We start from the raw sequence: 26,729 nt of genomic DNA on the forward strand, positions 1-26,729 counted from the left end.
TTAGGAGAGACGCATGTCTGCAATCGAAATCAAAGTGCCGGATATCGGCGACTTCGCTGAAGTCACAGTGATTGAATTGATGGTCAAGCCCGGCGACACCGTGGCGGTGGACCAGTCGCTGATCACCGTCGAGTCCGACAAGGCCTCCATGGAAATCCCCTCCAGCCACGCGGGTGTGGTCAAAGAAATCAAAGTCATCCTGGGTGACAAAGTCAAAGAAGGCTCCGTCGTCCTGATGCTGGAAGCAGCAGGCGCCGCCGCTGCACCGGCTGCTGCACCCGTTTCAGCGCCAAAAGAGGCTGAAGCCCCCGCTGCACCTACGCAAGCTGCTTCTGCTTCTGCTTCTGCTTCTGTTTCTGTAGCGAATCAGGCGCCCGCCGCCACCGGCCGAATTGAAGTTTTTGTGCCTGATATTGGTGACTTCAAAGACGTGTCCGTCATTGAAGTCATGGTCAATGTGGGTGACACCATCCGCTTGGAGCAATCCCTGATCACCGTCGAGTCCGATAAGGCCGCCATGGAAATCCCCTCCAGCAGCGCCGGTGTGTTGAAAGAGCTCAAAGTCAAGATGGGTGACAAGGTCAATATTGGCGACCTGCTGGCTATTTTGGAAGGCAGCGCACCTGCTGCTGCTGCTGCTGCACCTGTTGCCGCGGCTGCGCCAGCAGCGGTGGAGGCTCCGGCTGCTGCAACGGCCGCACCGGCCGCTGCTTCTGCGCCTACAGCGGTGGCCGCTGTTCCGGCCCACAACCCAACCACCGCGCCCGTGGGCCTGCCCCATGCGTCGCCGTCGGTGCGCAAGTTCGCTCGCGAACTGGGCGTTCCTTTGAACGAAGTCAAAGGCAGCGGTCTCAAAGGCCGAATCACTGACACGGACATTCAGTCCTTCACTCGCTCCGTGATGAGTGGTGCGGTGCAAACGCTGGCTGCCGCTTCCCAGAACAAAGGCGCCGGCGCTGGGAATGACGGTGCCGGTCTGGGTCTGATTCCTTGGCCGAAAGTCGACTTCACCAAGTTCGGCCCGACCGAGCGTAAGGAGATGTCGCGCATCAAGAAGATCAGCGGTGCCAACCTGTTGCGCAACGCCATCATGATTCCGGCCGTCACCAACCACGACGACTGCGACATCACCGATCTGGAAGCCTTCCGCGTGTCCACCAACAAGGAAAACGAGAAGTCTGGTGTCAAAGTCACCATGCTGGCGTTCCTGATCAAGGCCTGCGTGGCCGCGCTCAAGAAGTTCCCTGAGTTCAACAGCTCGCTTGACGGCGATGCGTTGATCTACAAGCAGTACTTCCACATTGGTTTTGCAGCCGATACGCCCAACGGCCTGATGGTCCCGGTGATCAAAGACGCCGACAAAAAAGGCGTCATGCAAATCTCGCAAGAGATGAGCGAACTGGCCAAGAAAGCCCGTGACGGCAAACTGAGTCCGGCTGAAATGTCTGGCGCGTCGTTCACCATCTCGTCATTGGGTGGCATTGGCGGGCGTTATTTCACGCCCATCATCAACGCCCCTGAAGTGGCTATTTTGGGCGTGTGCCGCTCCACCATTGAACCGGTGTGGGACGGCAAGGCCTTCCAGCCCCGTTTGATGCTGCCTTTGAGCTTGACGTGGGACCACCGCGTGATTGACGGCGCCGCTGCGGCCCGCTTTAACGTTTATCTCGGTCAAATACTGGGCGACTTCCGCCGGGTATTGCTGTAAAAAAAGAGGTACGACATGGCAATCCTAGATATCAAAGTACCCGACATTGGTGACTTCGCTGAGGTCAGCGTCATTGAGTTGATGGTCAAACCCGGCGACACCGTTGCGGTGGACCAGAGCCTGATCACCGTGGAAAGCGACAAAGCCTCCATGGAGATTCCTTCCAGTCACGCGGGCGTGGTGAAGGAGCTCAAAGTCGCCATTGGCGACAAAGTCAAAGAAGGCTCATTGGTCCTCACCCTGGAAGCCGCTGGCGATGCCTCGGCCCCTGCTTCAGCGTCAAAAAAGGCTGCAGCGCCCGTTGAACCTGCGCAGGCAGCTACACAAAGCGTAGCGCCAGCGGCTGCCGCACCGGCCCCCGTTGCGGCTAGCTTTGGCGGCAGTGCTGATCTTGAATGTGACCTGCTGGTGCTGGGCGCCGGCCCTGGCGGCTACTCCGCGGCGTTCCGCGCGGCTGACTTGGGCCTCAAAGTGGTTCTTGTTGAGCGCTACGCCCAATTGGGTGGCGTGTGCCTGAACGTGGGTTGCATCCCATCCAAAGCCTTGCTGCACGTGGCAGCGGTCATGGACGAGGTCAAACACATGTCCGCTTTGGGTATCGACTTTGGCGCACCCAGCGTCAATGTGGACACCTTGCGTGGCCACAAAGACAAAGTCATCAACAAGCTCACTGGTGGACTGGCCGCCATGGCCAAGATGCGCAAAGTGACGGTGGTGCGCGGCTACGGTTCCTTCGTCGGCGCCAATCATGTGTCGGTTGAAGAAACCAGCGGTACCTCGCAAGAGAAAACTGGCAAGACGCAAACCATTGCGTTCAAAAAAGCCATCATTGCGGCTGGCTCGCAAGCGGTTCGCTTGCCGTTCATGCCCGAAGACCCGCGCGTGGTCGACTCCACCGGTGCGTTGGCGCTGAAAGAAGTCCCCAAGCGCATGCTGATTCTGGGCGGCGGCATCATCGGCCTGGAAATGGGCACGGTTTACAGCACGCTGGGCGCCCGCCTGGACGTGGTGGAAATGATGGACGGCCTGATGCAGGGCGCCGACCGCGACCTTGTCAAGATCTGGCAAAAGATGAATGCGCCTCGCTTTGACAACATCATGCTCAAGACCAAAACGGTGGGCGCCCGCGCCTTGCCCGAAGGCATTGAGGTGACGTTTGCTGCAGCAGAGGAGGGCGGCACCGCCCCCGCACCTCAGGTCTACGACCTGGTTCTGCAAGCCGTGGGTCGCACGCCCAATGGCAAGAAGATTGCTGCCGAGAAAGCCGGTGTGGCCGTCACAGACCGCGGCTTCATCAACGTCGACATTCAGATGCGCACCAACGTGTCCCACATCTTTGCCATTGGTGACATCGTGGGCCAGCCCATGTTGGCGCACAAGGCGGTGCATGAAGCCCATGTGGCGGCGGAAGTGATCGCCGGTGAACTGCAAGGCAACAAAGAGCTGGCAGCCGCCGCTTTCAATGCCCGTGTCATCCCCAGCGTGGCCTACACCGACCCCGAAGTCGCCTGGGTGGGTCTCACCGAAGACCAAGCCAAAGCCCAAGGCATCAAGGTCAAGAAGGGCCTGTTCCCGTGGAACGCGTCAGGCCGTGCCATTGCCAATGGCCGCGACGAAGGCGTTACCAAACTGCTGTTCGATGACTCACCAGAAGCGCACGGCCACGGCAAGATTCTGGGCGGCGGCATGGTCGGCACCCACGCGGGCGACATGATTGGCGAGGTGGCCTTGGCCATTGAGATGGGCGCAGATGCCATCGACATCGGCAAAACCATCCACCCCCACCCCACGCTTGGGGAGTCCATCGGCATGGCGGCGGAAGTGGCTCACGGTAGCTGCACCGATTTGCCACCGGCGCGCAAGTAAGCGTCCCTGCGACTTCACATCAAAAAGCCCGAACTAGCAACAGTTCGGGCTTTTTGCTGTCTGGCTGCTTGGTGTGGCAGGGCGTCTAAATGCTGTATGGGTGTACAGTTGTGTGCCGCAAGCCCCGCCCAAAAAGGCGTTGCACCATGCACACTGGCACAGCCCAGCCACACGGCAGACCCCATTCGCACCCCCCCTGCAGGCCACCGAGCGCCCGTCGCGGCCAAGTACCCGCAGCCGCCAAATCCAAGCTCTACAACCCGCGCCACCCCGAGCGCACGCTGCTGTACCAAACGGTAGCCGAACACTTTGAGACCTGGTATTAACTCGCCAGTGCGGGGCAGTTCGACGGGCAGGGGGACCACCACACGCCAAAGCCCTATGTCCGCCAGGCGTTCCGCAAATATCTGGAGTGCGGCATCTTTGCCCACGGCTTTGCCCGCGCCCGCTGTGATGACTGCGGGCACGACTACTTCATAGCCTTCTCTTGCAAGGGCCGGGGCGTCTGCCCCTCGTGCAACACACGACGCATGGTGGAGACGGCGGCGTACTTGACAGATGACGTCTTACCCGCCTGCCGGTGCGGCAAATGTGGACAAGGCGACCCTGCACATCAGCGCAGTCGCCTTCATTCACCGGTTCGGCTCCAGCCTCAATGAGCATGTGCACTTCGACGTTTGTGTGGTCGATGGGGTGTTTGGGAAGTTGTCGGCGGTGTGATTTTCCACCAGGCCATCGGAATTGATGCCGATATCGTCGCCCAAGCGCAGGCCACCTTGCGCCACTGGGCAACGCGCCGCCCACCACGCTAGAACCAGTGCAGCCCAAGCGGGCAGTGCACTACCTATGGGTCGTTTTGATAGCCCGCATCTACGAGGTGTTCCCGCTGCTATGCCCAATGTGTGGCGGCCAGATGCGCATCAATCGCGTTCATCACGCAAAGTGCCGACATCCGGCAAATACTCGAACCCATTGGGACAGATTCTGAACCACCACAAATCGCGCCAGCACGTGGTCCTGCTTTGTGGGATGACTGTGACGCGCAGGTGGGCGAAGGTGATGGCGGCGAGCCAGATTGGGCCCTGGCGGCGCAACCCGTTCCAGACTACGAGGTGGACCAGCTCGTCAATTGGTGACTCAGTGATGCAGTGGTTTCGACAACTGCGGGGAGCAGTTGCGTGCGCGCCAGACCTAAATCCATCTTGCATCCTAAGGTCTCGTCATAAAGCGGCTGCGAGCGCTCAAACTGCCTAGGTCAAACATGTTTCGAAGCCCCAAACCGGTGCCATACTGAGCCTCATTCGCTTAAATTTTTCTATCCGTAGATCTGCCGGAGTCCTAGCAGCCTGTCGGACTTTCGAACCCTGAATTCTCATCAAAGAGCATCGCAAAATATTAAAAACACGCCTGTATCGATAAGTGGTTTTGAGCATGTCCAACTTCATCCTCACCGACCGTAAGACCGACTACCTGCTGTCCCCATCGGTGCACGACTGGCTCACCCAAGACCACTTGGCCCGTTTCGTTGTTGAAGTCATAGATGGCCTGGACCTCTCCAATCTCACACGCCAATACGCGGGGCGGGGCTCCAAGGCGCACCACCCAGCAACCTTGCTGGCGATTCTGCTTTACGGCTACGCAACGGGCATCTTCTCCAGCCGCAAGCTGGAAATGGCCACTTACGACTCCGTGGCCTTTCGCTACATCGCTGCTGGCAGCCACCCCGACCACGACACCCTGGCCACCTTTCGCAGGCGCTTCATCGATGAACTCTCGGGCCTCTTTGTGCAAGTGTTGGAGATGGCCACTGAGATGAAGCTGCTCAAGCTTGGCACCGTGTGCTTGGACGGCACCAAGATCCACGCCAACGCCTCGCGCCACAGCGCCCTCTCGCATGGGCACATCGTCAAACTCGAAGCCCAGCTCAAGCAAGAAGTCCAGGAGCTTTTTGCACTGGCAGAAGACGCTGACACGGCCAACACCCCGGACGGCATGAGCCTGCCCAAAGAACTCAAGCTGCGCGAAGACCGCCTCGCCGCCATGGCCACTGCCAAAGCCAAGATCGCAGCCCGTGCGGCAGAGCGCTTTGAGCGGGAGAGGGCTGAGTTCAACGAGAAGATAAACAAACGCGAAGCGAAGCAAAAGAAGACAGGCAAAAAGCCCGGCGGCAAGCCACCCGCAGAGCCCCAGCCTGGCGTCAAAGACCGCGACCAGATCAATCTGACGGATGAAGAGTCCCGAATCATGAAAGTCAGTGGTGGCGGCTTTGAGCAGTGCTACAACGCACAAGCCGCAGTGGATGCTCAGACGATGCTGGTCGTCGCCACTGGGCTGACCCAGGCTCCTAACGACAAGCAACAAGTCACCCCGATGATCAAAACCCTGCAGGATCAGGCACAGTGACTGGGTGGCGTCACGACCCTGATCGCAGACACTGGTTTTTGCAGCGAGAGCAACCTCAAAGCTTGCGTTGATGCCAAGATGGAGCCCCTGATTGCACTGGAGCGACAGGATCACCATCCGCAGTGGCGTGCGCGTTTTACGGAGCCGGCGCCCTTAGAGGCAGATGCCACGCCGATGCAAGCCATGGCACATCGACTGGCGACAAAAACAGGAAGAGCCGTCTACGCGCTTCGCAAGCAAACCGTGGAGCCGGTCTTTGGCATCATCAAGTCGGTGATGGGCTTCAGGCAGTTCTCGCTGCGTGGATTGCGCAAAGTCAGTGGTGAATGGAATCTGGTTTGCCTGGCCTGGAACGTCAAGCGCATGGCGGTACTGCGTCCAGAACTTGGATGAAGCAGGAAATTGCCGTGAAAACCGCTCAAAAAGCAAACCACCCGCTGGGAGGTGTCTATTTTTTGGGCAAATTCGGAATCAGACTGCTTTGCAAAACCTCAAGTCCGACAGGCTGCTAGGTCGAGGCCACCCACCCTGCTGCTGCGCCCTCGCCCGGCCCCAGTATTGGTGATTCAGGCCGAGGTAGAGCCGGGCCGTTGGCTCCACCTGGCGGCCCCCATGCCCGACCCCTACTTTCTGGACAACGCCAACCCCCGGACCACCGATCGCCTGGCCTTGCAATTGGTGACATTGCTCACTGTGATTGCCCTGTCGGCCCTGCTGGTGCGCGGCCTGATTCACCCACTCAATCGGCTAGCCTCTGCCGCCAATGCCTTTGGCAGCGCGGGCGCGCCGCAGTCGGTTCCCGAGATCGGCACCGCCGAGTTGCGCCGCATCGCCCGCGCCTTCAACCAGAGGCAAGCGCGCATTCACGGATAACTGGTGGACTGTGAGCGCCTGTTTGCCGGCATCTCCCATGGTTTGAAAACACCTATCATGCGGCTTAAGTTGCGCACCGAACTGTTGGACGATGAGGCCCTAAAGGTCGATTTCCATGAAGACCCGGACGACCTGTATGTGATGGTCAAAGCCGCCCTGCAAAGCGTGCGCGACACCGACATCCATGAAAACCTCATGTCTGTGCGGCTGGACACCTTGCTGGGGCGCTTGGCCAAGCGCCCCATTCACCCCGACGCGTCGATTGAATGCACCACTGAGCCCCTCAGTGTGCAGGGAAACCCCCTGGCGCTGGAGCGGGCGCTGAGCAATTTGATGGACAACGCAGTGCTCTTCGGCGAGCGCGTTCAGGTGCGCCTCACTCGCCAAGGTGCGCGGGCTTTAGTGGAAGTGCGCGATTTCGGCCCCGGCATTACCCAGGCCTCCATGACCGCCGCCTTTGAGCCCCATGTGCGCCTGAGCATTGCCCGCAGCATCCTTCAGGCCCACGGTGGCGAAATACGCCTGCACAACCACGTCGAGGACGGTTTAGTGGTCACGGTGCTGCTGCCAGCCATTTCGCCGGCGGATGCCTTGCCAACGTAGCGTTGGGGTAAACATTTGGCTGCCGGACATGCGCAGTGAACCAATGTACGCTAGGCTCATCCTATAGATAAGGCCCGATAAAGTATGAACTTTATTTGAATTTTCTGATCAGAAGTTCATGGAAAAAGAGAACGCAAGAAAGCAAACACTGGAGCAACTTCACGAGCGACGCAAGCAAGTCGTGCGGCTGCACAAGAAGGGCATCAAGATCATGCAAATCGTGGCAATGACAGGGCTGAGCTACCCACCCGTTCGCGCTGCAATTGACATCTTTGAAGATGGCGGCTGGAGCGCCATTCGACCCGCCTCACGGGGACGCAGCCGTGGCGATGGTCGTGTGCTCAGCCAAGTGCAAGAAGAGGCTGTTCAAAGGATGATCATTGACAAGCGTCCCGAGCAACTCAAGATGGACTTTCACCTGTGGAGTCGGGCTGCTGTTGGTCAATTGATCGAACAAGAATTTGGCATCAAGCTACAGGTTCGCAGTATCGGCAAGTACCTCACCCGCTGGGGCTTCACATCGCAAAAACCAATCAAGCGCGCGTACGAGCAAAGCCCTGCTGCGGTGCAGGCTTGGTTGGAGGGCGAGTACCCCGGTATTGAGCAGCGTGCCAGAGCTGAAGGGGCCGAAATTCACTGGGGCGATGAGACCGCGCTGGTCAACACGGACGTGCGCGGCAGAAGCTATGCGCCGACAGGCAAAACGCCGGTGGCCATGGCCATTGGGGGCACCCGTCAGAAGCTCTCCATGATTGCCACGGTGACCAACCAGGGCAAGACACGCTGGATGATCATCGACGAAGCATTTGACGCCGACAAGCTCATTGAATTCCTGCAAGCCTTGATCAAGGACGCCGGTAAAAAAGTCTTTCTGATTCTGGACAATTTTCGCGTGCACCATAGAAAACTGGTGAAGGCTTGGGTGGCTGAGCACAAAGACGAAATTGAGTTGTTTTACCTGCCCAGCTACAGCCCTCAACTCAACCCAGAGGAGCGGCTCAATGCGGATTTGAAGCAAGAGATGGGCAAGCGCGTACCGGTTAGAACCAAGGCCAAGTTACGCGAGGCCGCCAACGATCATATGGCGATGCTGGAGCAAAACCCTGAGCGCGTTATGGGCTACTTCCAGGACCGCCGTGTTCGCTATGCGGCTTGATACTTCACAGGGCCGCATCAATAGGCTACATTTCAATCCTTCGTTTGAACAAATTGGCCGACCGCAGCCCCTGTTAGTTCAGATTGAGGATCGGTATCGCGCCAATTTCTTTGACAATGAATTCGATCAACGGTTGGGTCGAGGGGTTGGTTCTTCCTTGCTTGGTGAACACCGCGACACAAAACTTGGGCAATTGAGGGAACCTCTTGTCGGGACCCAGCACTTTCATTTGCGGCAGCACGGACGTTTGGCTCAGCACCCCGACAGCCAATCCGGCACTGACGGCGGCCTGCACGCCGCTGATGTTCATTGTGGTTACCGCACTTGACCATGGCCTGCCGATACCGTCCAGCGCCTTGATGGCGGCTTCTCGGTAAAAGCAGGGCGTAGGTAAAAAAACCAGGGGCAAAGGAATGGGGGGGGGCGGAATGTCCATCGGTCCGACGGCCCAGCACAATTGCTCGTAAAACAAGGGTGTGCCTTCGGTGTCGGGTTCGTGACGCGCGGCGATGACGACATCAAGTTTGTCTTCGGCCAGATCGCTGCGTAGACGGCGGCTGAGATCAATTTTGAGGCGAAGGTCAAGGCGTGGGTAAGTCGAGCGCAGCTTGGAGATGATTTCGGGCAATCGGTGGGGTGCGAGGTATTCCACAACCCCGAGTCGAAGTTCCCCCTGCATCTCGGAGCCAGACATGCGCAGAATGGTTTCGTCATTAAGTTGAAGAATGCGCCGAGCGTAACTCAGCAGCAGTTCACCCTGATCGGTCGGAATGGTTTTGCCTTTGCCCCGCTCAAGCAGGGCTTGCCCAACAGCGTCCTCCAGGCGTTTGATCTGAACGCTGACCGAGGATTGCGTTCGGTAAAGACGCTCGGACGCCGCAGTGAAACCGCCGGTGTCCACCACAGTGACAAAACTGCGCAGTAAGTCCAGATCAAGATTCGACTGTCTCATAGTTTGTTCATCTTTAAAAGCGATGTAATCGGCACCCGGATCACAGCGGGATGGGCTGGAAATCATACACTGATGTATTTCGTTTCGTCATAGTTTTTATTTCAATTATTCGTTTCCCAACATCCGGACGGAGTGCCATGATCTGCACTGACCAGACGCTTTTCCAAGCCACGAAGAGGGCTGGGTCTTGCAAATACCGCTACTTAACAGGAGACAAAACCATGTCAAGAGAAATAGAGTTTTTGAGTCATCAAGTCGTAGCCGGGCGCCACTCGCGCCGGGATTTTCTGGGTCGTGCGACGGCCCTTGGTGTGTCGGGCACGTTTGCCAATACCTTGCTGTCCGGCGCAGCCATGGCGGCAGGACCCATGCGCGGCGGCATTTTGAAGATCGGATTGGCGGGAGGCACCTCTACCGACAGTCTGGATCCCGCGCTGAGCGGCAACTCGGTGGCCAACAACATTGGCCGCACCTGGGGTGAGGAATTGGTGGAGCTGACCGTCACTGGCGAACTCAAGCCCAAATTGGCGACGGAATGGAGCTCTTCGGCCGATGCCAAGGTTTGGACTTTCAAGATTCGCAAAGGCGTGCAGTTTCACAACGGCAAGGTGATGACGCCCGACGATGTCGTGGCAACCATGGAGCGCCACTCCGGAAAAGACACAAAATCTGGCGCGTTGGGGATCATGCGCGGCATCAACTCGATCAAGCGCGACGGTGACAACGTGGTGTTCACGCTCACCGACGCGAACGCGGATCTACCGTACTTGCTCAACGACTTCCATTTGTTGATTCAGCCCAACGGAGGCAAAGACGCGCCAGCGGCAGCGATTGGCACCGGGCCTTACAAGATGGTCTCCAACGAACCCGGCCTGCGGTATGTTGGGGCTCGATTTGCCAACTACTGGGCGTCCGGTGTGCGGGGGCATGCCGAGCAGATCGAAATTTTGGTGCTAAACGACACCACGGCGCGCATGGCCGCTTTGCAAAGCGGGCGCGTTCACATGATCAACCGCATTGACCCGAAAGTGGTTGACCTGATCAAGAATGTGCCTGGAGTGAAGATTCAGACAGCTTCAGGTCGGGCGCACTATGTTTTTATTGCGCACTGCAACACCGCGCCATTCAACAACCCAGATTTGCGACTGGCTCTCAAGTACGCCATCGACCGTCAGGAGATGGTGGACAAGATTTTACGGGGCTACGGCTCGGTCGGTAATGACACGCCAATCAATGCGGCCTATCCTCTTTATTCGGAAATTCCGCAGCGCAGTTTTGATCCAGAAAAGGCCAAGTTTCACTACAAGAAGTCCGGCCACAACGACACTATCGTGTTGCGCTCTGCGGATGTGGCTTTTCCTGGCGCGGTTGATGCAGCCCAACTGTTTCAGGCCAGTTGTGCCAAGGCGGGTATCAAGCTGGAGGTCAAGCGCGAACCGGGAGACGGCTACTGGACCGAGGTCTGGAACAAGCAACCGTTCAGCATGTCTTATTGGGAAGGCCGTCCGGTTCAGGATCAGATGTACTCCACGGCGTACATCTCGGGCGCCGACTGGAATGAAACCAAGTTCTCAAATCCCAAATTTGACCAATTGGTCATTGCAGCACGGGGCGAGCTCGATACGACCAAGCGCAAAGCCATGTACCGCGACATTGCTGTCCTTGTCAGCAATGAAGGGGGCACGATCGTGCCGATGTTCAACGACACCATTGCGGCGACCGGACCAAAAGTCGGTGGTTGGGTGAAAAACCCCAACATGGAAATGATGGGCTACATGGCCGCGTCTGAGTGCTGGCTGGCGGCTTAAGGCGGTGTCCACGATGTCTCCCATGCTGAAACAAGTGGCGCAGCGCGTTGCCATGGGCCTGTTGCTGTTGCTGGGTGTGTCAGGTCTGATTTTCGTGGGCACACAACTTCTGCCGGGTGACCCTGCACATGCCATTCTGGGGCAATCGGCCACGCCCGAGGCGTTGGCCAATCTGCGTCAGCAAATGGGGCTCAATGACCCGCCGCTCACGCGGTATTGGTATTGGCTGAGCGGCTTTGTGGTGGGTGATTTTGGCCAGGCCCTGTCCAACGGGCAGGACATTGCCAGCGCCATGGGCGGGCGCCTGCTAAACACGCTGTTTCTCGCCGCCTGCGCCGCACTGGTGTCCGTGCCGCTGGCGGTGGGCCTGGGCTTGCTGGCGGTGAAGCACCGTGGCGGTGTGGTAGATCGTGTGATCTCTGGTTTCGGCCTAGCGTCAACGGCCTTGCCGGAGTTCTTTGTCGGCTATGGGCTGATGTATTTTTTCGCGGTCAAGTTGCAATGGTTCACCAGCGTGGCGATGGTGTATGCGGGCATGTCACTGGGGGAGCGCTTGTCGGCCATCGTGCTGCCGGTGATGGTGCTGACCCTAGGGGTGTTGGCGCACATGATGCGCATGACGCGAGCCGCCATTCTCAATGTCATGCAGTCCGCCTACATCGAGACCGCCGAGCTTAAAGGGTTGTCCGCCTTGCAAATCATTTATCGACACGCCTTGCCCAATGCCCTGGCGCCCATCATCAGCGTCGTCATGCTGAACCTGGCGTTTTTGATTGTTGGTGTGGTGGTCGTGGAGGTGATCTTTGTCTACCCGGGCATCGGCCAGTACCTGGTCGACCACGTCGCCAAACGCGATGTCCCGGTGGTTCAGGCCTGCAGTCTGGTGTTTGCCAGCGTATACATCGGAATGAACATCTTTGCCGATGTGGCCGGTATCTTGTCGAACCCGCGCCTGCGCCATCCCAAATAAGGTTTCACGATGTTTGACTGGAAACGAATTCCCTTGGCGGCCTTGCTGGGCCTGTCGATCAGCGCCGCCTTTGCATTGACTGCCGTCTTCGCACCCTGGTTGGCGCCGTTTGGGCCGGGTGAGGTGGTGGGCGACGTGTGGGCCCCCATGTCGGCGACGCATTGGATGGGGACCGATAACCTGGGGCGTGACTTGCTCTCTCGCATGATCCACGGCACTCGGGTGACCTTGACCATTGCCGGACTGGCCACCGCCTTGTCCTTCGTCTTGGGCTCGGTGTTGGGCTTCATGGCGGCTGAGGCGGGGGGCTGGTTAGACCAGGTGCTGTCACGCTCGGTGGATCTGTTGATGGCCGTGCCAACCCTGATCTTTGCGCTGGTGGTGTTGTCGGTGTTTCCCTCCACCATGACAGTTCTTATTTTGGTTATGGGAATTTTGGACGCCACCCGGGTCTTTAGGCTCTCCCGTGCGGTGGCCGCCGACATCAATGTGATGGACTATGTGGAGGCGGCCAAGCTGCGCGGCGAGGGTTCACGTTGGATCATTTTTTCGGAAATACTGCCCAACGCCTTGACGCCACTGATCTCCGAGCTGGGCTTGCGGTTCATCTTTGCGGTGTTGTTTTTGTCTTCGCTTTCTTTTCTGGGGCTGGGTGTGCAGCCGCCGGACGCCGATTGGGGGAGCTTGGTCAAGGAAAACAAGGACGGCATAGTGTTCGGTGTGCCCGCTGCGCTGATTCCCGCGGCCGCCATTGCGGTGCTGACGATTTCGGTCAATCTGGTCGCAGACTGGGTCTTGCACCGAACGGCTGACCTCAAGGGAGGGCGTGGTCATGCGTGAAGTCCTGCTGATGGACCCACCGGTTCTGGAGATTCGCCACTTGCGACTGGAAACCACCTTGAGGACGCCGGGCGAGGCCCCGCGCGAGTTGGTCATTGTGGATGACGTGTCCCTGACCCTGTACAAAGGGCGGGTGCTGGGTCTGATTGGCGAGTCTGGGGCTGGCAAGTCGAGCATAGGCTTGTCATCATTGGCCTATGGTCGCGGCGGCGTCAGAATCACGGCGGGCGAAGTGCTACTCAAGGGCCAGGACATGTTGAAGTCCAGTTCCAGCGGACTGCGCGCCCTTCGAGGCCTAGCGGTGTCGTATGTGGCCCAGTCCGCCGCGATCGCATTCAACCCATCGCACTGTTTGATGGACCAAGTGGTGGAGGCCGCTCTTCATCACCGTGTGGCTCCCCTCGCCGCGCTGGAGCAGCGTGCGGTGGGCCTTTTTAGAACCTTGGGTCTGCCAGACCCGGAGAATTTCGGAAAGCGGTTTCCGCACCAAGTGTCTGGCGGACAGCTGCAGCGTGCGATGACGGCCATGGCCTTGTGCCCGCAGCCCGATCTGATTGTGTTTGACGAACCCACCACGGCGCTGGATGTCACGACCCAGATTGATGTCTTGGCCGCTATCAAAGACGCGATTCGTGAAACCGGTGTAGCGGCCTTGTACATCACGCATGACTTGGCCGTGGTGGCGCAAGTGTCAGACGACATCATGGTGCTGCGACACGGCAAGCTGGTGGAGCAGGGTGAGACCGGCCAGATCATTCATGCACCGAAAGAAGCGTACACCCAAGCCTTGGTGGGGATGCACACCATCCGCCATGAAGAGAAGGCGCCAGCGCCACAGCCCTTGCTGACGATCAAGGGGGTGAGCGCCCAATATAGCCGGGCCAAGGCCAAAGTGCTGGACCAGGTGTCCATGGACCTCAGCCCGGGGCAAACCCTGGCCGTGGTGGGGGAGTCCGGCTCGGGCAAGTCCACCTTGGCGCGGGTCATCACTGGACTGCTGGCCCCCACAAACGGCGAGATCATCTTTAACGGGGTCGCTTTGGCGCCCCGACTGGGTCAGCGCAGCAAGACCGACCTGCGTGAACTGCAGATGATTTTCCAGATGGCCGACGCCGCGATGAACCCACGTCAGACCGTGGGGCAAATCATTGGACGACCGCTGGAGTTCTACTTTGGCATGAAGGGCCAAGAGAAAACCCGTCGGGTTCAGCAGCTACTTGACGATATTGAAATGGGTGCCGGCTTCATGGACCGCTACCCGGCCGAGTTGTCTGGCGGACAAAAGCAGCGGGTGTGCATCGCGCGGGCCATGGCCGCCAAGCCCAAGCTCATCATCTGCGACGAAGTGACCAGCGCGCTGGATCCTCTGGTGGCCGATGGCATTCTGAACCTGATGCTGAACCTGCAAAAAGTCGAGGATGTGGCCTATCTCTACATCACCCACGACCTGACCACCGTCAAAGCAATCGCGGACTCCATCGCCGTCATGCACCAAGGGCGCGTTGTGCGCTACGGCACCAAGTCCGAAGTGTTGACCCCCCCATTTGATGACTACACCGATTTGTTGCTCTCGTCGGTGCCGAAAATGGAACTGGGCTGGCTGGAACAGGCGATTGCCCATAGGCGCATGGCAAGTTCTGGGAATTAGCAACGCCGCGATTGCTGCGAATGATTGAACACTCGGGTGCTGCGACAAGTGCTTGCATCCATCAATAGGAGACATGGAATGACGATATCGGCCAATCTCAAGGGCAAAAAAGCATTGGTTACCGGCGGTGCTTCTGGCATCGGCCTGGCAACCGTCGAGATATTTGCACGTGCGGGTGCCGCAGTGGCCATCAACGACTTGCCGGGCAGCACCCTGCTGGCCAGCGAGGTCGCCCGTTTGAGCGCGCTTGGACTGCAGGTGTATTCAGCCGAGGGTGATGTTGGTGACCCTGACAGCGCTGCACGCATGGTGTGCGCGGCAGCGCAAGCCCTGGGCGGGCTGGACTACCTGGTGAACAACGCCGCGACGCCTGGAACGCGTATCGCCATTCCGCCAAGTGATCTTGATCGCCAGGACGAGGCCTTCTGGAGCAAGCTGCTGTCGGTCAATTTAGTCGGTCCGTTTCGTTGCATTCGGGCCGCGCAGCCCTACCTCAGTCAAAACGGTGGTGCGGTGGTTAACGTGGCGTCCACCGCGGCATTTGGTGGAGGGGGGAGCAGTACAGCCTACGCCAGTGCCAAAGCGGCTTTGGTATTGATGACCCGTGAACTGGCTAAAGGCTTAGGTCCCGCCATACGGGTCAACGGTGTGGCGCCGGGCTGGGTGGGTGGCTCCGGGTGGGACTGCGGCTGGGACGAGGCCGAGGCCAATGCCGCCGCGGCCAAGTTGCCTTTGGGCCGCATCGGTCTGCCCGCTGATTTTGCCGAAGTGATTTTTTTCTTGTGTGCCGGGGCGGGCTACATGACGGGGCAGACCCTGATTGTGGATGGCGGCCTGCTGGCCTAAACGCAATCCATTTCCATGCGTGCTCGCGTGCCTACCCAAGCGTCAAATAAACTGGGCATCATTGCCGCGCCGGGTTGGTTTGACCCGACGATGCGGGAGTTTCTGCTACGTCACGCCCATGAGCTGGACGTGACCCAAACCATTCTGCCGCCAGTTGGTTTTGACTACAGCTTTGAACAAATCAGAGCATCTCTGCCCTGGTTGGAGCGTTCCGCCCGGCTATTGGTCGAGGCCGGCGCGCAAGTGATCGCCCAGGTTGGTCCAGCCTTCGCCTACCAGTTGGGACAGAACCCGGCCGGTGCCAAGGCGGTGGGGCAGCAACTCAGCAGTGCCTGCGGGGTGCCGGTGGTGCTCAATGGCGTGGCCGTGCTGGAGGCGCTGGAGCAGCTCGATCGCCGGCGTATCGCCGTAGCCTGCCCGTATTACAACCCGGCCTGGCAACAAGAATTCAGTGGTTTTTTGCAAGACGCCAACTATGTCATCGACCACTTTGGGACCTTTGTCGCCCAGGGGATCATTGCCACAGATGACTTGGTGGCCGCCAGAAACTACCGATTCACCGACAACGAAGTGATGCGCAGCGTGCGCCAAACCCGGGCCGATGCGCCTTTGGCCGAGGTGCTTGTCATTGGTGGCTCGGGGGTTCGCACCCTGCACTGGATCGAGTCGCTTGAACAGGAGTTGGGCATCCCTCTGGTCAGCGCCGACCGGGCGTTGTACCGGGCCGTTTTAGGTCGACTGGCACTTGAGCCCCAAGCCCATTGATTGACGTCAGATGGCATTGGCCAGCTGTCCCCCCCCTATTTCTAAGGAGTGTATTTTGAAAGCTGCATGGTACGAAAAATTTGGTGTTGCCTCTGAGGTAATTCAAGTCGGTGAGTTTGACAAGCCAACCGCAGGGCATGGTGAGGTGCTTGTGCGCATGAAAACCTCTGGCGTGAACCCGTCCGACACCAAGAAACGGGATGGCGCGTTCCCCAACCTCTTGGACAACGGACCCGTGATTCCGAACAGCGACGGGGCCGGCGTGATCGAAGCGGTTGGCACTGGGGTTCCACACTCCCGCGTTGGCCAGCGGGTTTGGATCTATCAGGCCCAGTTCGGGCGCCTGCATGGCACAGCCGCCCAGTACCTGGCTATTGACAGCTGCCGTGCCGTGCCTTTGCCTGACAACGTCGACTTTGACATTGGCGCCTGCCTGGGTATCCCTGCCATGGTGGCACACCGATGTGTGTTTGCTGACGGTTCAGTAAAAGGACAAGTCCTGCTGATCACTGGCGGCGCAGGCCGAGTGGGTTACTACGCGATTCAGTTTGCCAAACAGGGCGGCGCCACGGTCATTGCTACGGCGCACAGCGCGGAGGCCCAAAAAGACAGCCTGGAAGCAGGCGCTGACTTCTTGGTGAGCCACCACGAGGCAGACTGGCACGAGCAAGTTCTAAAGATCACGAAGGGCCGCAAGGTCGATCGGGTGATCGACGTTGAGTTCGGCCAAAACCTGCCCAAAATCCTGGACGTGATCCGAGTCGGCGGAGTCATCGCGAGCTATTCATCAACGGTTGTGGCGGAGCCGGCATTGCCTTTCAAACGGATGATGTTCATGGACCTGACAGTTCGCATGGTCATTGTGTATGCGATGCCCGAGGACGCCAAAGAGGCAGCCATCCGGGACATCACGTTGGCATTGGAGAAGGGCACCCTGCAACATCGTATTGCTGCCCGCTATCCCTTGGAGCAGTTTGCTGAGTCGAATCGAAAAATCGAGCAAGGCGGCTTTTTGGGCTGTGTGGTGGTCGACATTGATTGAGTCCGTTTGCGTCAGCGCGGACACATTGCTTTCGTTCAATTCTCATCCATGGCAGCACAGCGGTCCGCCAGAAAGTCGATCAGGGCGCGAACCGAGGGCAACAGCCCGCGCCGCGACGGGTAAACGGCGTCAATGATCTCTCTGCGCGGTGCCCAGTCTGGCAGCAGGCGGACCAACGAGCCGTCTTTCACTTGCTCACACACCATCATGGTGGGCAATTGCACCCCCCCCCCGACGCCAGCCAGCGCAGCGCCACCATGTCGTCCGTCACCATGCGCGGCGTGTGAGGCAGTTGGGCGTGGGCTCCATCAATGTGGTGTAGCCGCCAGATCGCTTCGGTTTGCGGGGAGCCCAGCGCCAGGGAGGGCCATGCGGAAAGGTAAATGATGGACGGCCTGATGCAGGGCGCTGACCGCGACCTCGTCAAGATCTGGCAAAAGATGAACGCGCCTCGCTTTGACAACATCATGCTCAAGACCAAAACGGTGGGCGCCCGCGCCTTGCCCGAAGGCATTGAGGTGACGTTTGCTGCAGCAGAGGAGGGCGGCACCGCCCCCGCACCTCAGGTCTACGACCTGGTTCTGCAAGCCGTGGGTCGCACGCCCAATGGCAAGAAGATTGCTGCCGAGAAAGCCGGTGTGGCCGTCACAGACCGCGGCTTCATCAACGTCGACATTCAGATGCGCACCAACGTGTCCCACATCTTTGCCATTGGTGACATCGTGGGCCAGCCCATGTTGGCGCACAAGGCGGTGCATGAAGCCCATGTGGCGGCGGAAGTGATCGCCGGTGAACTGCAAGGCAACAAAGAGCTGGCAGCCGCCGCTTTCAATGCCCGTGTCATCCCCAGCGTGGCCTACACCGACCCCGAAGTCGCCTGGGTGGGTCTCACCGAAGACCAAGCCAAAGCCCAAGGCATCAAGGTCAAGAAGGGCCTGTTCCCGTGGAACGCGTCAGGCCGTGCCATTGCCAATGGCCGCGACGAAGGCGTTACCAAACTGCTGTTCGATGACTCACCAGAAGCGCACGGCCACGGCAAGATTCTGGGCGGCGGCATGGTCGGCACCCACGCGGGCGACATGATTGGCGAGGTGGCCTTGGCCATTGAGATGGGCGCAGATGCCATCGACATCGGCAAAACCATCCACCCCCACCCCACGCTTGGGGAGTCCATCGGCATGGCGGCGGAAGTGGCTCACGGTAGCTGCACTGATTTGCCACCCGCACGCAAGTAAGCCAGGCTGACACTTGCACACCGAGCCCGAACTGGCCACAGTTCGGGCTTTTTGCTGTCTGGCGGCTCGGAAATAATTGTCCTGAAGGTAAAGGTTGTTGGGCGCTTCGTTTTTGATAGCTCCTCGTACATAATTTACCAAGGCTAGAGCGCTATTTGGCATGTAAACGTGCAGACCGGGGTCCTTCTCAGCACCGGCAACGGCGTGCTCGGCATCCGCACACACCGGGTTGTCGCGCTGCTGGGCAATCTTCCAACTCCCGGTGCCCATACTTGGTGCAGGTTTGCCCCAAGCGCGTACTGATTTTGGGTGGCGGCATCATCAGTCTGGAGATGGGCAGGGTTTACAGCACGCTGGGCGCTCGCCCGAACCAGCGCATCTCAAGCGCGCAGCGCATAACCTTTGGGCCGTTTTGATAGCCCGCCTCTACGAGGTTTTTCCGCTGCTGTGCCCGCTGTGAGACAGCCATATGCGCATCATCGCATTCGTCACGCACCGTGCCGACATCCGGCAAACACTCGAACACATTGGGGCAGATTCTGAACCACCACAAATCGCGCCAGCACGTGGCCCGCCTTTGTGGGATGACTGTGACGCGCAGGTGGGCGAGGGTGCTGGCGGCGAGCCAGATTGGGACATGGCGGCACAACCCGTTCCAGACTACGAGGTGGATCAGCGCGTCAATTGGTGACTCAGTGAAGCGGCGATTTCGACAGCTGCAGGGAGCAGCTGCGTGCGCGCCAGACCTAAATCCATCTTGCATCCCAAGGTCTCGCCTTTGAGCGGCTGCGGGCACTCAAACTACCTGAGCCAAACGTGTTTCGAAGCCCCCAAACCCGCGCCACATTGGGCCTCATGGGCTTGAATCTCCGATCCGATCGAGATTCAAATGAAGTTTCGGCGGTGCATAGTGATCTTCCTCGTCATGTGATGCAGCCATTGTGCAAACAGCATCTACTTCACGCAATTGCATAAATGTGAGGATCAGCCTTCATGTATGGATATCTTCGGGTTGATGGAGCTCCTTGTTATGGGCGCACAGGTGCCCGCTGGAACTGGCCAGCTACACCATGTCCAACGCTTGTTTCACTGGCGCCCTCAAAGAACGCGCCAGGCCAGCCCAATGGCTGGCAAACCCGGTTTAGCCAATAAGTTCAAAAAAATACTTGCTTGTTCTTTTGTAGACTATTGAGTAATATCGTTGTTGATCGCCACAACGGCGGTTGGCCTGACGACTTTGCTCGGTCCAGCGATGTTTCAAGGAATTTCAAATGTTGATACAGCTAACGTATGCAAGCCGCACCTCACGCATTCTTGGCCCTGGAGATGTCAAGGCATCTTGGGTGCGTCGCAGCGCAATAACTTGCGTGCCGGGATCACGGGTGCCCTGTGCCTCAGCAACGGAATATTTTTGCAGCAGCTCGAAGGCGATCGCGCAGCTGTCAATGAGCTTTATCACCGACTGCTAGGCGACAAGCGCCACCATGGCACCGCAGTGTTGGACTTCGGCGAAATTCCATACCGCCGCTTTGCAAGCTGATCGATGGGGTTGCTGGGTTCGCTTGAGGCGAACCGTCAGCTGTTTCTCAAATACTCCACTAAATCCGACTTCGATCCCTACAGCATGAGCACACTGACCTTGCGAAGTTTCTTTGACGAAATTTTGCAAAACGTGCGCTGGTTGGAATAGGTCGTATTCTTGAGGGCCATGAACGCGATTTAATTGCCTGATGACTCGCGCAAAAAAAGGGAGGTCACGATATTGATGTGATTCACCAAGAAACCCTGTGGTTCAACACGCCGCAAGCAAACTCGACAGAGAACAAGTCTTTTTACACTTTCCCCACAACACCCTAGGATCTTTTATGAAAACCATGTCCCTCACACTGAAATCCGCCATTGCCGCTGCAGGCATTGCTGCACTTGCTGGCTGCTCCATGATGGCCCCGTCAGGTGACACCGTCACCTATTCGGCACAGCTATCCGGTGCCAGCGAAGTACCTGCCAACACCAGCGCTGCCACAGGCAAGGTTGACGCCAAACTTGACAAAAAGACCAGTATGCTGCAGTGGACAGTCACCTACGCGGGTTTGACAGGCCCCGCCAAGGCGGGTCACTTCCACGGCCCCGCCATGGCAGGTTCTAACGCGGGCGTTGCATTGCCTTTCACAGGATCTGTGGAGAGCCCTATCAAAGGCGAAGCCAAGTTGACTGATGCGCAGGTACAGGATTTGATGGCTGGTAAGTGGTACGCCAATATCCACACTGCGGCCAACCCCGGCGGCGAGATTCGCGGACAACTTAAATCCGGCATGTAATTGTTCCGGGTGGCTCTGCCATCGTTTGCAAATATGAAAAACCACCACTTTTAAACGTGGCGGTTTTCCTATGGGCGGCCCGCCTGCCACCCCGTGGGCGGGCCAACTCAGTTGCTTGTGTTCTGGCCCTACGAGGACGAAGCAGCGTCCCGTATCGATTCGTTGGCAGCGTGTTCTGTGACGTGTTTCGGGGAGAACCGCCGATATCCGCCCAGCGCCCTCAAAGACGGTGCCCGTCCGCTAACGGCCGCGCCTTGGATTTGCCCGGTGGACGGTGCCAAAAGGCAAAGCGGTGCCATTGAGAAAGACCAGATCTTGCAGGCCGAGGGGCACCACTGCAGCACCACTGCGGCACCACGGCGCTGGTAGGCGGCGTTGGCACGCTGGCCGCGCAATTTGAGATCGGCACGTCCCCACGCTCATGCTGATTTTGGGCGGTGGCATCATTGGCCTGGAAATGGGCACGGTTGACAGCACGCTGGGCGCCCGCCTGGACGTGGTGGAAATGATGGACGGCCTGATGCAAGGCGCCGACCGCGACCTCGTCAAGATCTGGCACAAGATGAATGCGCCGCGCTTTGACAACATCATGCTCAAGACCAAAACGGTGGGCGCTCGCGCTTTGCCCGAAGGCATTGAGGTGACATTTGCTGCAGCAGAAGAGGGCGGCACCGTCCCAGCACCTCAGGTCTACGACCTGGTTCTGCAAGCCGTGGGTCGCACGCCCAACGGCAAGAAGATTGCCGCTGAGAAAGCCGGCGTGGCTGTCACAGACCGTGGCTTCATCAACGTCGACATTCAGATGCGTACCAACGTGCCGCACATCTTCGCGATTGGCGACATCGTGGGCCAGCCCTTGCTGGCGCACAAAGCGGTGCATGAAGCGCACGTGGCGGCAGAAGTCATAGCGGGTGAATTGTAGGGCAACAAAGAGCTGGCAGCCGCCGCCTTCAACGCCCGCGACGAAGGCGTTGCCAAACTGTTGTTTGCTGACTCGCCGGAAGCGCACGGTCATAGCAAGATCCTGGGCGGCGGCATGGTCGGCACCCACGCATGGTGACATGATTGGCGAAGTGGCGCTGGCGATTGAAATGGGCGCAGATGCCATCTACATTGGTAAAACCATCCACCCACACCCCACACTTGGGGAATCCATCGGAATGGCCGCGGAAGTGGCGCATGGTAGCTGAACCGACTTGCCGCCGGCACGCAAATAGCGGGTAGAACGGCATCTCACGAACACTGTTTGATGGCCAAGAAGGTCCCCAACCTCCCCACGCATCACGAGCGGGTGTGTTGGGGTTGTGATCGGCACTGCGCGGCCAGCGATATGCGGTGCGGCAATGGGGCTGACCGAGCACCCCACCCCGTGGAGTTGTTCGGCGACGATTGCTGGGAATGGGGAGACAACCAGTCCAGTGAAGAGCCTGATGCCGCAGCTGATTCGTTGGAGAAAAGTTCTTCCTCTGCGTAGTCTTGGGCAAGTCGGGCTACCTGCCAGCCCTGACTCTCACCGATCAGGTTGATGTATTGACAGCCCAGCGACGACAGGTATTGCAGCAGCGCCTCAGCGATGGCATGGCGATTGCTTGGTAACGCATGCGCTGCGCGCTCCAGATAAACCGTGTTTCACAACATAAAACCATCGTCAGCAGGTTGAGCCCACTGGCCCGGTAGTTCTTCCGCCCGAAACATCGGTCACGAATTTCGCTCAGCGGGTTGAAGAACACCGCCATGGCAAGCGCATTGTGCGGTTCGCCTGTGCTCAACTCGGCTTACACGCGGCGCGAAGCGCATCACTTTGTAGCCAGTTCAGAATGAACACCGGCGCTTCAGGTCTTTTTGATCTTTACGGCGTAAAGCCAGCCATTCAACAGCCCATGCGCGGCGAATGTGGACAAGGCGGCTCTGCAAATTGGTGGAATCGTTTTCATTCACCGTTATGGCTCCAACCTGAGCGGCCATGTGCATTTCGGTGTTTGCGTGGTCGATGGTGTATTCGATGAGGTGGGAGGCGACGCTGATGCCGACGTTTAAGGCTCATCGCCAAGAAGCACCTGTCACCTAGCACTGGAGCGGCTGCTTCGATGCCGCGCCCGCTTATCAATTGCCATGCAGCGCTTAGGCGATCGCTTTACTGCGCAAGCCAAGCCGGTCACCACGAGTGAGGGCGCACCTGCAGTGGTGCCGCTGGGCAATGAAATCCACGCCCAGTCAGAGTCCTTGGAACCCAAGCGCTCACCGGTGCCCTGCCTGTGGGTGGTGTTGTTTGCCCACATCTATTAGTTGTTCCCGTTGCTGTGACCGAAACGCAGCGGGCAGATGGGAATCAAACGCGGCGCCTGAATGGAGCCCACCGTAGATCTGTGGATCAGCTTGTGCATGTGCAGCCCGCAATCACCGCTTTGGGCGCCAGTCCATCGCCCTCAAGTCGTTCCGCAAGGACCTCTCTATCAGTGTGTTGGCTTTCAGCACCACCATCGCGGGCCATCGCCCTGGGGTTTTTTCGCACCAAACTTCCGCGCATCGGCCACCCGCTCAGTCTGGAGTCCAAAACTCCCGCCAATTCACGCGTCCAAGCCAAAGGGCAAGACAAGGGGGACGGCTGCTTACCCCATGCCGCACTCGTTCAGTGCAGCGTGTTCGCCATGATCTGGTGTATTTCCTTCTCCAGGCCCTTCGATGGAAGGATCACCATCTGTTTGCCGCCGAATTCAGCCGAGTAGCGCGGCGCGTCGCTGGCATTCTGATAGGCTTCGCCAAGCCGAACAATCAATTTTCCAACGTCAATCTGCGACAGTTTTTTTTCTTCAGCGAACTCCTTGAGCCCAGTAACCTTCCCATCGTGAATCCAGGCAATGCCAAAGCTCTTGGGTGGCTTGCCCAGGAAGACAAAGGCTTCATGCTCTGCCGGAACCACTTCCAGGTGGTCAGACACCTTCTGCGCCAGCTCCTCCAACGGGGCTTTGATTTCATCGAGTTGAGCCAGCGCATCGTTGCCGACCGGCAGCGGCGGATATTCAACCTCCTTGTTGCCAAATAGCTTGTCCAGTAGTCCCATGTTGTTCTCCTTTTAGATGAATAGATGAGAGCCTGACAGCTGCTCACATGTGTGCTGAGCGCAAGGAAAAATGTGCTGCCAAACGCTTTAACCTTATCCGATCAGGCCGTTTTTTTCAAATCGGCCAGAAGAATGGGTGGCAAACCCCCATTTCTCTTATAGCGAAACACGGTGTTTGGCTTCACCCGAGGGCCAACCGGCGCACTACTTGGGGGTCGCGTTTATTGCCTCCATCTACTCGGTGTTCCCGTTGCTGTGCCCGAAGCGCGGTGGGCAGATGTGCATCATTGCGTTCATCATGCATGGCGCCACGCCCATCACATACCTGCCCGGCCCTGGATTCCCGGGAAGTCATCCACTTGAATGACCTTGTCCGCCGCCCGCAAATAGGCCAGTGCCAATGCCGGATCAGGCATGTCTGCGGCGGCGTCTTCGAAAGATCGCGTTCGGCGCACCAGCTTGTTGAGCTCAGCGGTGGTGTCGCTGCCCAGTTGTTCGGTGAGCGCCAGCGCCCGCATCAGGTCCAATAGTCCACCTGATTTGGGCACACTCACGTCTGGGCACAGGCGGACGATCACCTCGGGCTGGTCGCGCAACTGGGCTGCCAGTGCCAACATCTGCACATCCCGCAATGGCACCAAATGGGCGGTCCGGCTCAGCACCAGTTGGCCGATCAGTCGGCGTCCTGGCGTAGGCAGGTTGGCGTAGAGGTCTTTCAGCACCTCCTCGGCTGCATCAAGTTGCGTGCGCAAGGCCGCGCGCGCCAGGGGCTGCATGTGCTCATCCCCCTCTGCGACGTAGCGCCAAATGCAGGCACTGGCCATGTAAAGGTGCGAGAGGCAGTCGCCCAGGCGGGCCGACAGCAGTTCCATGCGCTTGAGCTTGCCGCCCAGCAGGCCCATGGCCAGGTCGCAAGTTAGCGCGTATTTGGCGCTGAGGCGGGCCAGCATGCGCGCTTCATTGAGCAGCGCTTGCGGTGGGGTACCCACCACTGGCGCGCCAAACAGGCTGCGCCAGAAATTGCGCGCCACATGGGCGCCGTGGCCCAGCAGGGCTTGGCCCAGCGCCTGCGCATCCTGTTTTTCAACAGCCTGCATTTCCGCCATCACAAACGGGTGACAGCGTACAGCGCCCTGACCAAAAATGATCAGTGAGCGGGTCAGGATGTTGGCGCCTTCAACGGTGATCGCCACCGGCATGTGGCGGTAGGCCACCGACAACAGGTTGGACGGACCATTGCTAATGCCTTTGCCGCCCAGGATGTCCATGGCATGGTTGACCGAACGGCGCCCGGCCTCCGTGAGGTGCACTTTCAGGATGGCGCTGGCAACGCTGGGTTGCTCCCCGTGGTCCAGTGCACCAGCAGTGAAGCGCCGCGCCGCGTCGGTGGCGTAAAGCTCAACAGCCATGCCGGCAATGATGCCGGCAATGGCGTCAAACTTGCCGATGGGCAGCCCGAACTGATCGCGCACCTTGCCATAGCCGTTGGCCACGAACACCGAAGTTTGCTGGGTAGCCGCGCCCAGGGCCGGTAGCGAAATGGCGCGGCCCGCCGCCAAGCTTTCCATCAACATGCGCCAGCCCTGACCGACCTGCTTTTCTCCACCGATGATCCAGTCCATGGGTACAAAAACGTCCTCGCCCTCAATAGGGCCGTTCATGAAGGCGCTGTCCATGGGGCGGTGACGGCGGCCGATTTGCATGCCGGGGGTGGGCACGGGAATCAGGGCGCAGGTGATCCCCAGATCGCGCTCGCCTTCGGGCCGACTCTCGTCCCGCGCATTGAAGGCCAAACCCACCACGGTGGCCACCGGGGCCAGCGTGATGTAGCGTTTGGAGAAGGTCACACTGAATCCGCGCACCATCTGGCCATCGATCTCGCGCGTGGTCAGGTGGCCGCGATCGGGAATGGAGGCCGCGTCGGACCCTGCATAGGGTGAGGTCAATCCAAAGCAGGGCAGGTCGCGGCCGTCGGCCAATCGCGGCAGGTAGTGCTTCTTTTGGGCTTCGGTGCCGTAGTGCAATAACAACTCGGCAGGTCCGAGCGAGTTAGGAACCATGACGGTCACTGCGGCTGTGACGCTGACCGTGGCCAGTCGTGTTACCACGGCAGCATGGGCGAAGTGCCCAAAGCCCAACCCCCCCCATTCAGTGGGGATGATCATTCCGAAGAAGCGCTGGTCTCGCATGTACTGCCAAACCTCGGGCGGCATGTCGCCGGCAGAGTCGATGGCAAAGTCGTCCAGCATGCCGCACAGGGTGCGAACCTCGGTGTCAAGAAACTGCTGTTCTGTACCGGTCAGGACATTGGGGCCGCTGGCAATCAGCGCATCAAAGTCCGGGCGGCCGCTCAGCAGTTGCCCCTCAAAGCCCACTGTTCCCGCTTCAAGAGCGGCCCGCTCAGTGTCGCCCATGCGGGGCAACGCTTTTGAAAACGGTCCCATAGCCATTTGTCCAACCCATCGTGCGACGCCCATCGTGGTCTCCTGCCGTTGATAGGCTCAGTCTAACGACTGCACGAAATTCCGCCACAGCTTTTTTTGATCTTACGGATACAGCCCAGCAGCATCGTGGGCTAGCCCTTGCACAAGGTGGGGCAGGAAGCATATTGCAAGACAGAAGTTGTTGCCAGTGA

19 protein-coding genes and 8 pseudogenes are annotated in these 26,729 nt (G+C 58.8%); 22 read left to right on the forward strand and 5 right to left on the reverse strand.

Annotation, left to right across the window (positions count from 1 at the left end):
* Nucleotides 1–13: 13 nt before the first annotated feature.
* From aceF to J8G15_RS03490, 7 genes and pseudogenes are all read left to right on the forward strand, one after another.
* Nucleotides 14–1,708 carry a dihydrolipoyllysine-residue acetyltransferase gene (aceF, locus tag J8G15_RS03460; protein WP_210546170.1) on the forward strand — a complete coding sequence of 565 codons (1,695 nt, stop codon included), beginning with the start codon at nt 14–16 and terminating at the stop codon, nt 1,706–1,708.
* A gap of 15 nt (nt 1,709–1,723) precedes the next feature.
* Nucleotides 1,724–3,574, forward strand: coding sequence for a dihydrolipoyl dehydrogenase (gene lpdA / locus J8G15_RS03465; protein ID WP_210546172.1), 1,851 nt, complete (start codon nt 1,724–1,726; stop codon nt 3,572–3,574).
* Nucleotides 3,575–3,855: 281 nt separating this feature from the next.
* A pseudogene (locus J8G15_RS03470) lies at nt 3,856–4,710 on the forward strand (transposase zinc-binding domain-containing protein).
* Nucleotides 4,711–5,005: 295 nt separating this feature from the next.
* Nucleotides 5,006–6,370 (forward strand): annotated as a pseudogene (locus J8G15_RS03475) (IS1182 family transposase).
* A 219-nt stretch (nt 6,371–6,589) separates the two neighbouring features.
* Nucleotides 6,590–6,850 (forward strand): HAMP domain-containing protein, encoded by a 261-nt coding sequence (locus J8G15_RS03480; protein ID WP_210546174.1) that lies wholly within the window; start codon nt 6,590–6,592, stop codon nt 6,848–6,850.
* Between the two features lie 3 nt (nt 6,851–6,853).
* Nucleotides 6,854–7,453, forward strand: a complete 600-nt coding sequence (locus J8G15_RS03485) for a sensor histidine kinase KdpD (RefSeq protein ID WP_210546176.1) — start codon at nt 6,854–6,856, stop codon at nt 7,451–7,453.
* A 118-nt stretch (nt 7,454–7,571) separates the two neighbouring features.
* Complete coding sequence (locus tag J8G15_RS03490) at nt 7,572–8,609, forward strand: IS630 family transposase (RefSeq protein WP_210546178.1); 1,038 nt, start codon at nt 7,572–7,574, stop codon at nt 8,607–8,609.
* 73 nt (nt 8,610–8,682) lie between these two features.
* Here the strand turns inward: J8G15_RS03490 and J8G15_RS03495 are convergent, their stop codons facing one another.
* Nucleotides 8,683–9,561: a LysR substrate-binding domain-containing protein gene (locus J8G15_RS03495; protein WP_210546180.1), complete on the reverse strand. Its 879-nt coding sequence runs from the start codon at nt 9,559–9,561 to the stop codon at nt 8,683–8,685.
* A gap of 221 nt (nt 9,562–9,782) precedes the next feature.
* On the opposite strand from J8G15_RS03495, the gene J8G15_RS03500 reads away from it, so the two are divergent.
* The 7 genes from J8G15_RS03500 (at nt 9,783) to J8G15_RS03530 (ending at nt 17,480) form a co-directional block, all read left to right on the forward strand.
* A complete protein-coding gene (locus tag J8G15_RS03500; RefSeq protein WP_210546182.1) occupies nt 9,783–11,369 on the forward strand; it encodes an ABC transporter substrate-binding protein in 1,587 nt (528 codons plus the stop codon).
* 13 nt (nt 11,370–11,382) lie between these two features.
* Nucleotides 11,383–12,339 (forward strand): ABC transporter permease, encoded by a 957-nt coding sequence (locus J8G15_RS03505; protein ID WP_240538424.1) that lies wholly within the window; start codon nt 11,383–11,385, stop codon nt 12,337–12,339.
* 9 nt (nt 12,340–12,348) lie between these two features.
* Nucleotides 12,349–13,179 (forward strand): ABC transporter permease, encoded by an 831-nt coding sequence (locus J8G15_RS03510; RefSeq protein ID WP_210546184.1) that lies wholly within the window; start codon nt 12,349–12,351, stop codon nt 13,177–13,179.
* Nucleotides 13,172–14,827 carry an ABC transporter ATP-binding protein gene (locus J8G15_RS03515; protein WP_240538425.1) on the forward strand — a complete coding sequence of 552 codons (1,656 nt, stop codon included), beginning with the start codon at nt 13,172–13,174 and terminating at the stop codon, nt 14,825–14,827. Before J8G15_RS03510 ends, J8G15_RS03515 begins: the two co-directional genes overlap by 8 nt.
* A gap of 78 nt (nt 14,828–14,905) precedes the next feature.
* Nucleotides 14,906–15,673 (forward strand): SDR family NAD(P)-dependent oxidoreductase, encoded by a 768-nt coding sequence (locus J8G15_RS03520; protein ID WP_210546185.1) that lies wholly within the window; start codon nt 14,906–14,908, stop codon nt 15,671–15,673.
* A gap of 15 nt (nt 15,674–15,688) precedes the next feature.
* The gene (locus J8G15_RS03525; RefSeq protein ID WP_210546187.1) at nt 15,689–16,438 is read left to right on the forward strand and encodes a hypothetical protein; all 750 of its coding nucleotides are present in this window, start codon (nt 15,689–15,691) and stop codon (nt 16,436–16,438) included.
* Between the two features lie 55 nt (nt 16,439–16,493).
* Nucleotides 16,494–17,480 (forward strand): NADPH:quinone reductase, encoded by a 987-nt coding sequence (locus J8G15_RS03530; RefSeq protein ID WP_210546188.1) that lies wholly within the window; start codon nt 16,494–16,496, stop codon nt 17,478–17,480.
* Between the two features lie 35 nt (nt 17,481–17,515).
* Here the strand turns inward: J8G15_RS03530 and J8G15_RS03535 are convergent.
* A pseudogene (locus J8G15_RS03535) lies at nt 17,516–17,859 on the reverse strand (LysR substrate-binding domain-containing protein); the annotation flags it as partial.
* Between the two features lie 4 nt (nt 17,860–17,863).
* On the opposite strand from J8G15_RS03535, the pseudogene J8G15_RS03540 reads away from it, so the two are divergent.
* From J8G15_RS03540 to J8G15_RS03565, 6 genes and pseudogenes are all read left to right on the forward strand, one after another.
* Nucleotides 17,864–18,715 (forward strand): annotated as a pseudogene (locus J8G15_RS03540) (FAD-dependent oxidoreductase); the annotation flags it as partial.
* 361 nt (nt 18,716–19,076) lie between these two features.
* Nucleotides 19,077–19,406 (forward strand): annotated as a pseudogene (locus J8G15_RS03545) (IS91 family transposase); the annotation flags it as partial.
* Nucleotides 19,407–19,916: 510 nt separating this feature from the next.
* Entirely contained in the window at nt 19,917–20,255 is a 339-nt protein-coding gene (locus J8G15_RS21375; RefSeq protein WP_240538426.1) for a BLUF domain-containing protein, read from the forward strand.
* Nucleotides 20,256–20,580: 325 nt separating this feature from the next.
* Nucleotides 20,581–21,033 carry a CHRD domain-containing protein gene (locus J8G15_RS03555; RefSeq protein WP_210546190.1) on the forward strand — a complete coding sequence of 151 codons (453 nt, stop codon included), beginning with the start codon at nt 20,581–20,583 and terminating at the stop codon, nt 21,031–21,033.
* Nucleotides 21,034–21,436: 403 nt separating this feature from the next.
* Nucleotides 21,437–22,223, forward strand: a pseudogene (locus J8G15_RS03560) (FAD-dependent oxidoreductase); the annotation flags it as partial.
* A gap of 59 nt (nt 22,224–22,282) precedes the next feature.
* On the forward strand, nt 22,283–22,507 hold the full coding sequence (locus tag J8G15_RS03565) for a DUF3079 domain-containing protein (protein WP_210546191.1): 225 nt from the start codon (nt 22,283–22,285) through the stop codon (nt 22,505–22,507).
* A 35-nt stretch (nt 22,508–22,542) separates the two neighbouring features.
* On the opposite strand, the pseudogene J8G15_RS03570 reads toward J8G15_RS03565, so the two are convergent.
* Nucleotides 22,543–22,873 (reverse strand): annotated as a pseudogene (locus tag J8G15_RS03570) (Tn3 family transposase); the annotation flags it as partial.
* Between the two features lie 32 nt (nt 22,874–22,905).
* On the opposite strand from J8G15_RS03570, the pseudogene J8G15_RS03575 reads away from it, so the two are divergent.
* A pseudogene (locus J8G15_RS03575) lies at nt 22,906–23,064 on the forward strand (transposase); the annotation flags it as partial.
* Nucleotides 23,065–23,145: 81 nt separating this feature from the next.
* Nucleotides 23,146–23,319 carry a hypothetical protein gene (locus J8G15_RS03580; protein ID WP_210546194.1) on the forward strand — a complete coding sequence of 58 codons (174 nt, stop codon included), beginning with the start codon at nt 23,146–23,148 and terminating at the stop codon, nt 23,317–23,319.
* 343 nt (nt 23,320–23,662) lie between these two features.
* Here the strand turns inward: J8G15_RS03580 and J8G15_RS03585 are convergent, their stop codons facing one another.
* Together J8G15_RS03585 and J8G15_RS03590 are read right to left on the reverse strand one after the other, a co-directional pair.
* Nucleotides 23,663–24,094, reverse strand: a complete 432-nt coding sequence (locus J8G15_RS03585; protein WP_210546195.1) for a hypothetical protein — start codon at nt 24,092–24,094, stop codon at nt 23,663–23,665.
* Between the two features lie 317 nt (nt 24,095–24,411).
* Nucleotides 24,412–26,538 carry an acyl-CoA dehydrogenase gene (locus tag J8G15_RS03590; RefSeq protein WP_370627484.1) on the reverse strand — a complete coding sequence of 709 codons (2,127 nt, stop codon included), beginning with the start codon at nt 26,536–26,538 and terminating at the stop codon, nt 24,412–24,414.
* Nucleotides 26,539–26,729 lie beyond the last annotated feature (191 nt).

It is taken from the genome of Rhodoferax sp. PAMC 29310 (assembly GCF_017948265.1).
Taxonomy (GTDB): Bacteria; Pseudomonadota; Gammaproteobacteria; order Burkholderiales; family Burkholderiaceae_C; genus Rhodoferax.

Excerpts from the sequence above, each read along its gene's own strand:
- aceF (WP_210546170.1), top strand. The coding sequence starts at position 14 with ATGTCTGCAATCGAAATCAAAGTGCCGGATATCGGCGACTTCGCTGAA.
- lpdA (WP_210546172.1), top strand. The coding sequence starts at position 1,724 with ATGGCAATCCTAGATATCAAAGTACCCGACATTGGTGACTTCGCTGAG.
- J8G15_RS03480 (WP_210546174.1), top strand. The coding sequence starts at position 6,590 with ATGCCCGACCCCTACTTTCTGGACAACGCCAACCCCCGGACCACCGAT.
- J8G15_RS03490 (WP_210546178.1), top strand. The coding sequence starts at position 7,572 with ATGGAAAAAGAGAACGCAAGAAAGCAAACACTGGAGCAACTTCACGAG.
- J8G15_RS03495 (WP_210546180.1), bottom strand. The coding sequence starts at position 9,561 with ATGAGACAGTCGAATCTTGATCTGGACTTACTGCGCAGTTTTGTCACT.
- J8G15_RS03500 (WP_210546182.1), top strand. The coding sequence starts at position 9,783 with ATGTCAAGAGAAATAGAGTTTTTGAGTCATCAAGTCGTAGCCGGGCGC.
- J8G15_RS03505 (WP_240538424.1), top strand. The coding sequence starts at position 11,383 with ATGTCTCCCATGCTGAAACAAGTGGCGCAGCGCGTTGCCATGGGCCTG.
- J8G15_RS03510 (WP_210546184.1), top strand. The coding sequence starts at position 12,349 with ATGTTTGACTGGAAACGAATTCCCTTGGCGGCCTTGCTGGGCCTGTCG.
- J8G15_RS03515 (WP_240538425.1), top strand. The coding sequence starts at position 13,172 with ATGCGTGAAGTCCTGCTGATGGACCCACCGGTTCTGGAGATTCGCCAC.
- J8G15_RS03520 (WP_210546185.1), top strand. The coding sequence starts at position 14,906 with ATGACGATATCGGCCAATCTCAAGGGCAAAAAAGCATTGGTTACCGGC.
- J8G15_RS03525 (WP_210546187.1), top strand. The coding sequence starts at position 15,689 with ATGCGTGCTCGCGTGCCTACCCAAGCGTCAAATAAACTGGGCATCATT.
- J8G15_RS03555 (WP_210546190.1), top strand. The coding sequence starts at position 20,581 with ATGAAAACCATGTCCCTCACACTGAAATCCGCCATTGCCGCTGCAGGC.
- J8G15_RS03565 (WP_210546191.1), top strand. The coding sequence starts at position 22,283 with ATGGCCAAGAAGGTCCCCAACCTCCCCACGCATCACGAGCGGGTGTGT.
- J8G15_RS03580 (WP_210546194.1), top strand. The coding sequence starts at position 23,146 with ATGCAGCGCTTAGGCGATCGCTTTACTGCGCAAGCCAAGCCGGTCACC.
- J8G15_RS03585 (WP_210546195.1), bottom strand. The coding sequence starts at position 24,094 with ATGGGACTACTGGACAAGCTATTTGGCAACAAGGAGGTTGAATATCCG.
- J8G15_RS03590 (WP_370627484.1), bottom strand. The coding sequence starts at position 26,538 with ATGGGACCGTTTTCAAAAGCGTTGCCCCGCATGGGCGACACTGAGCGG.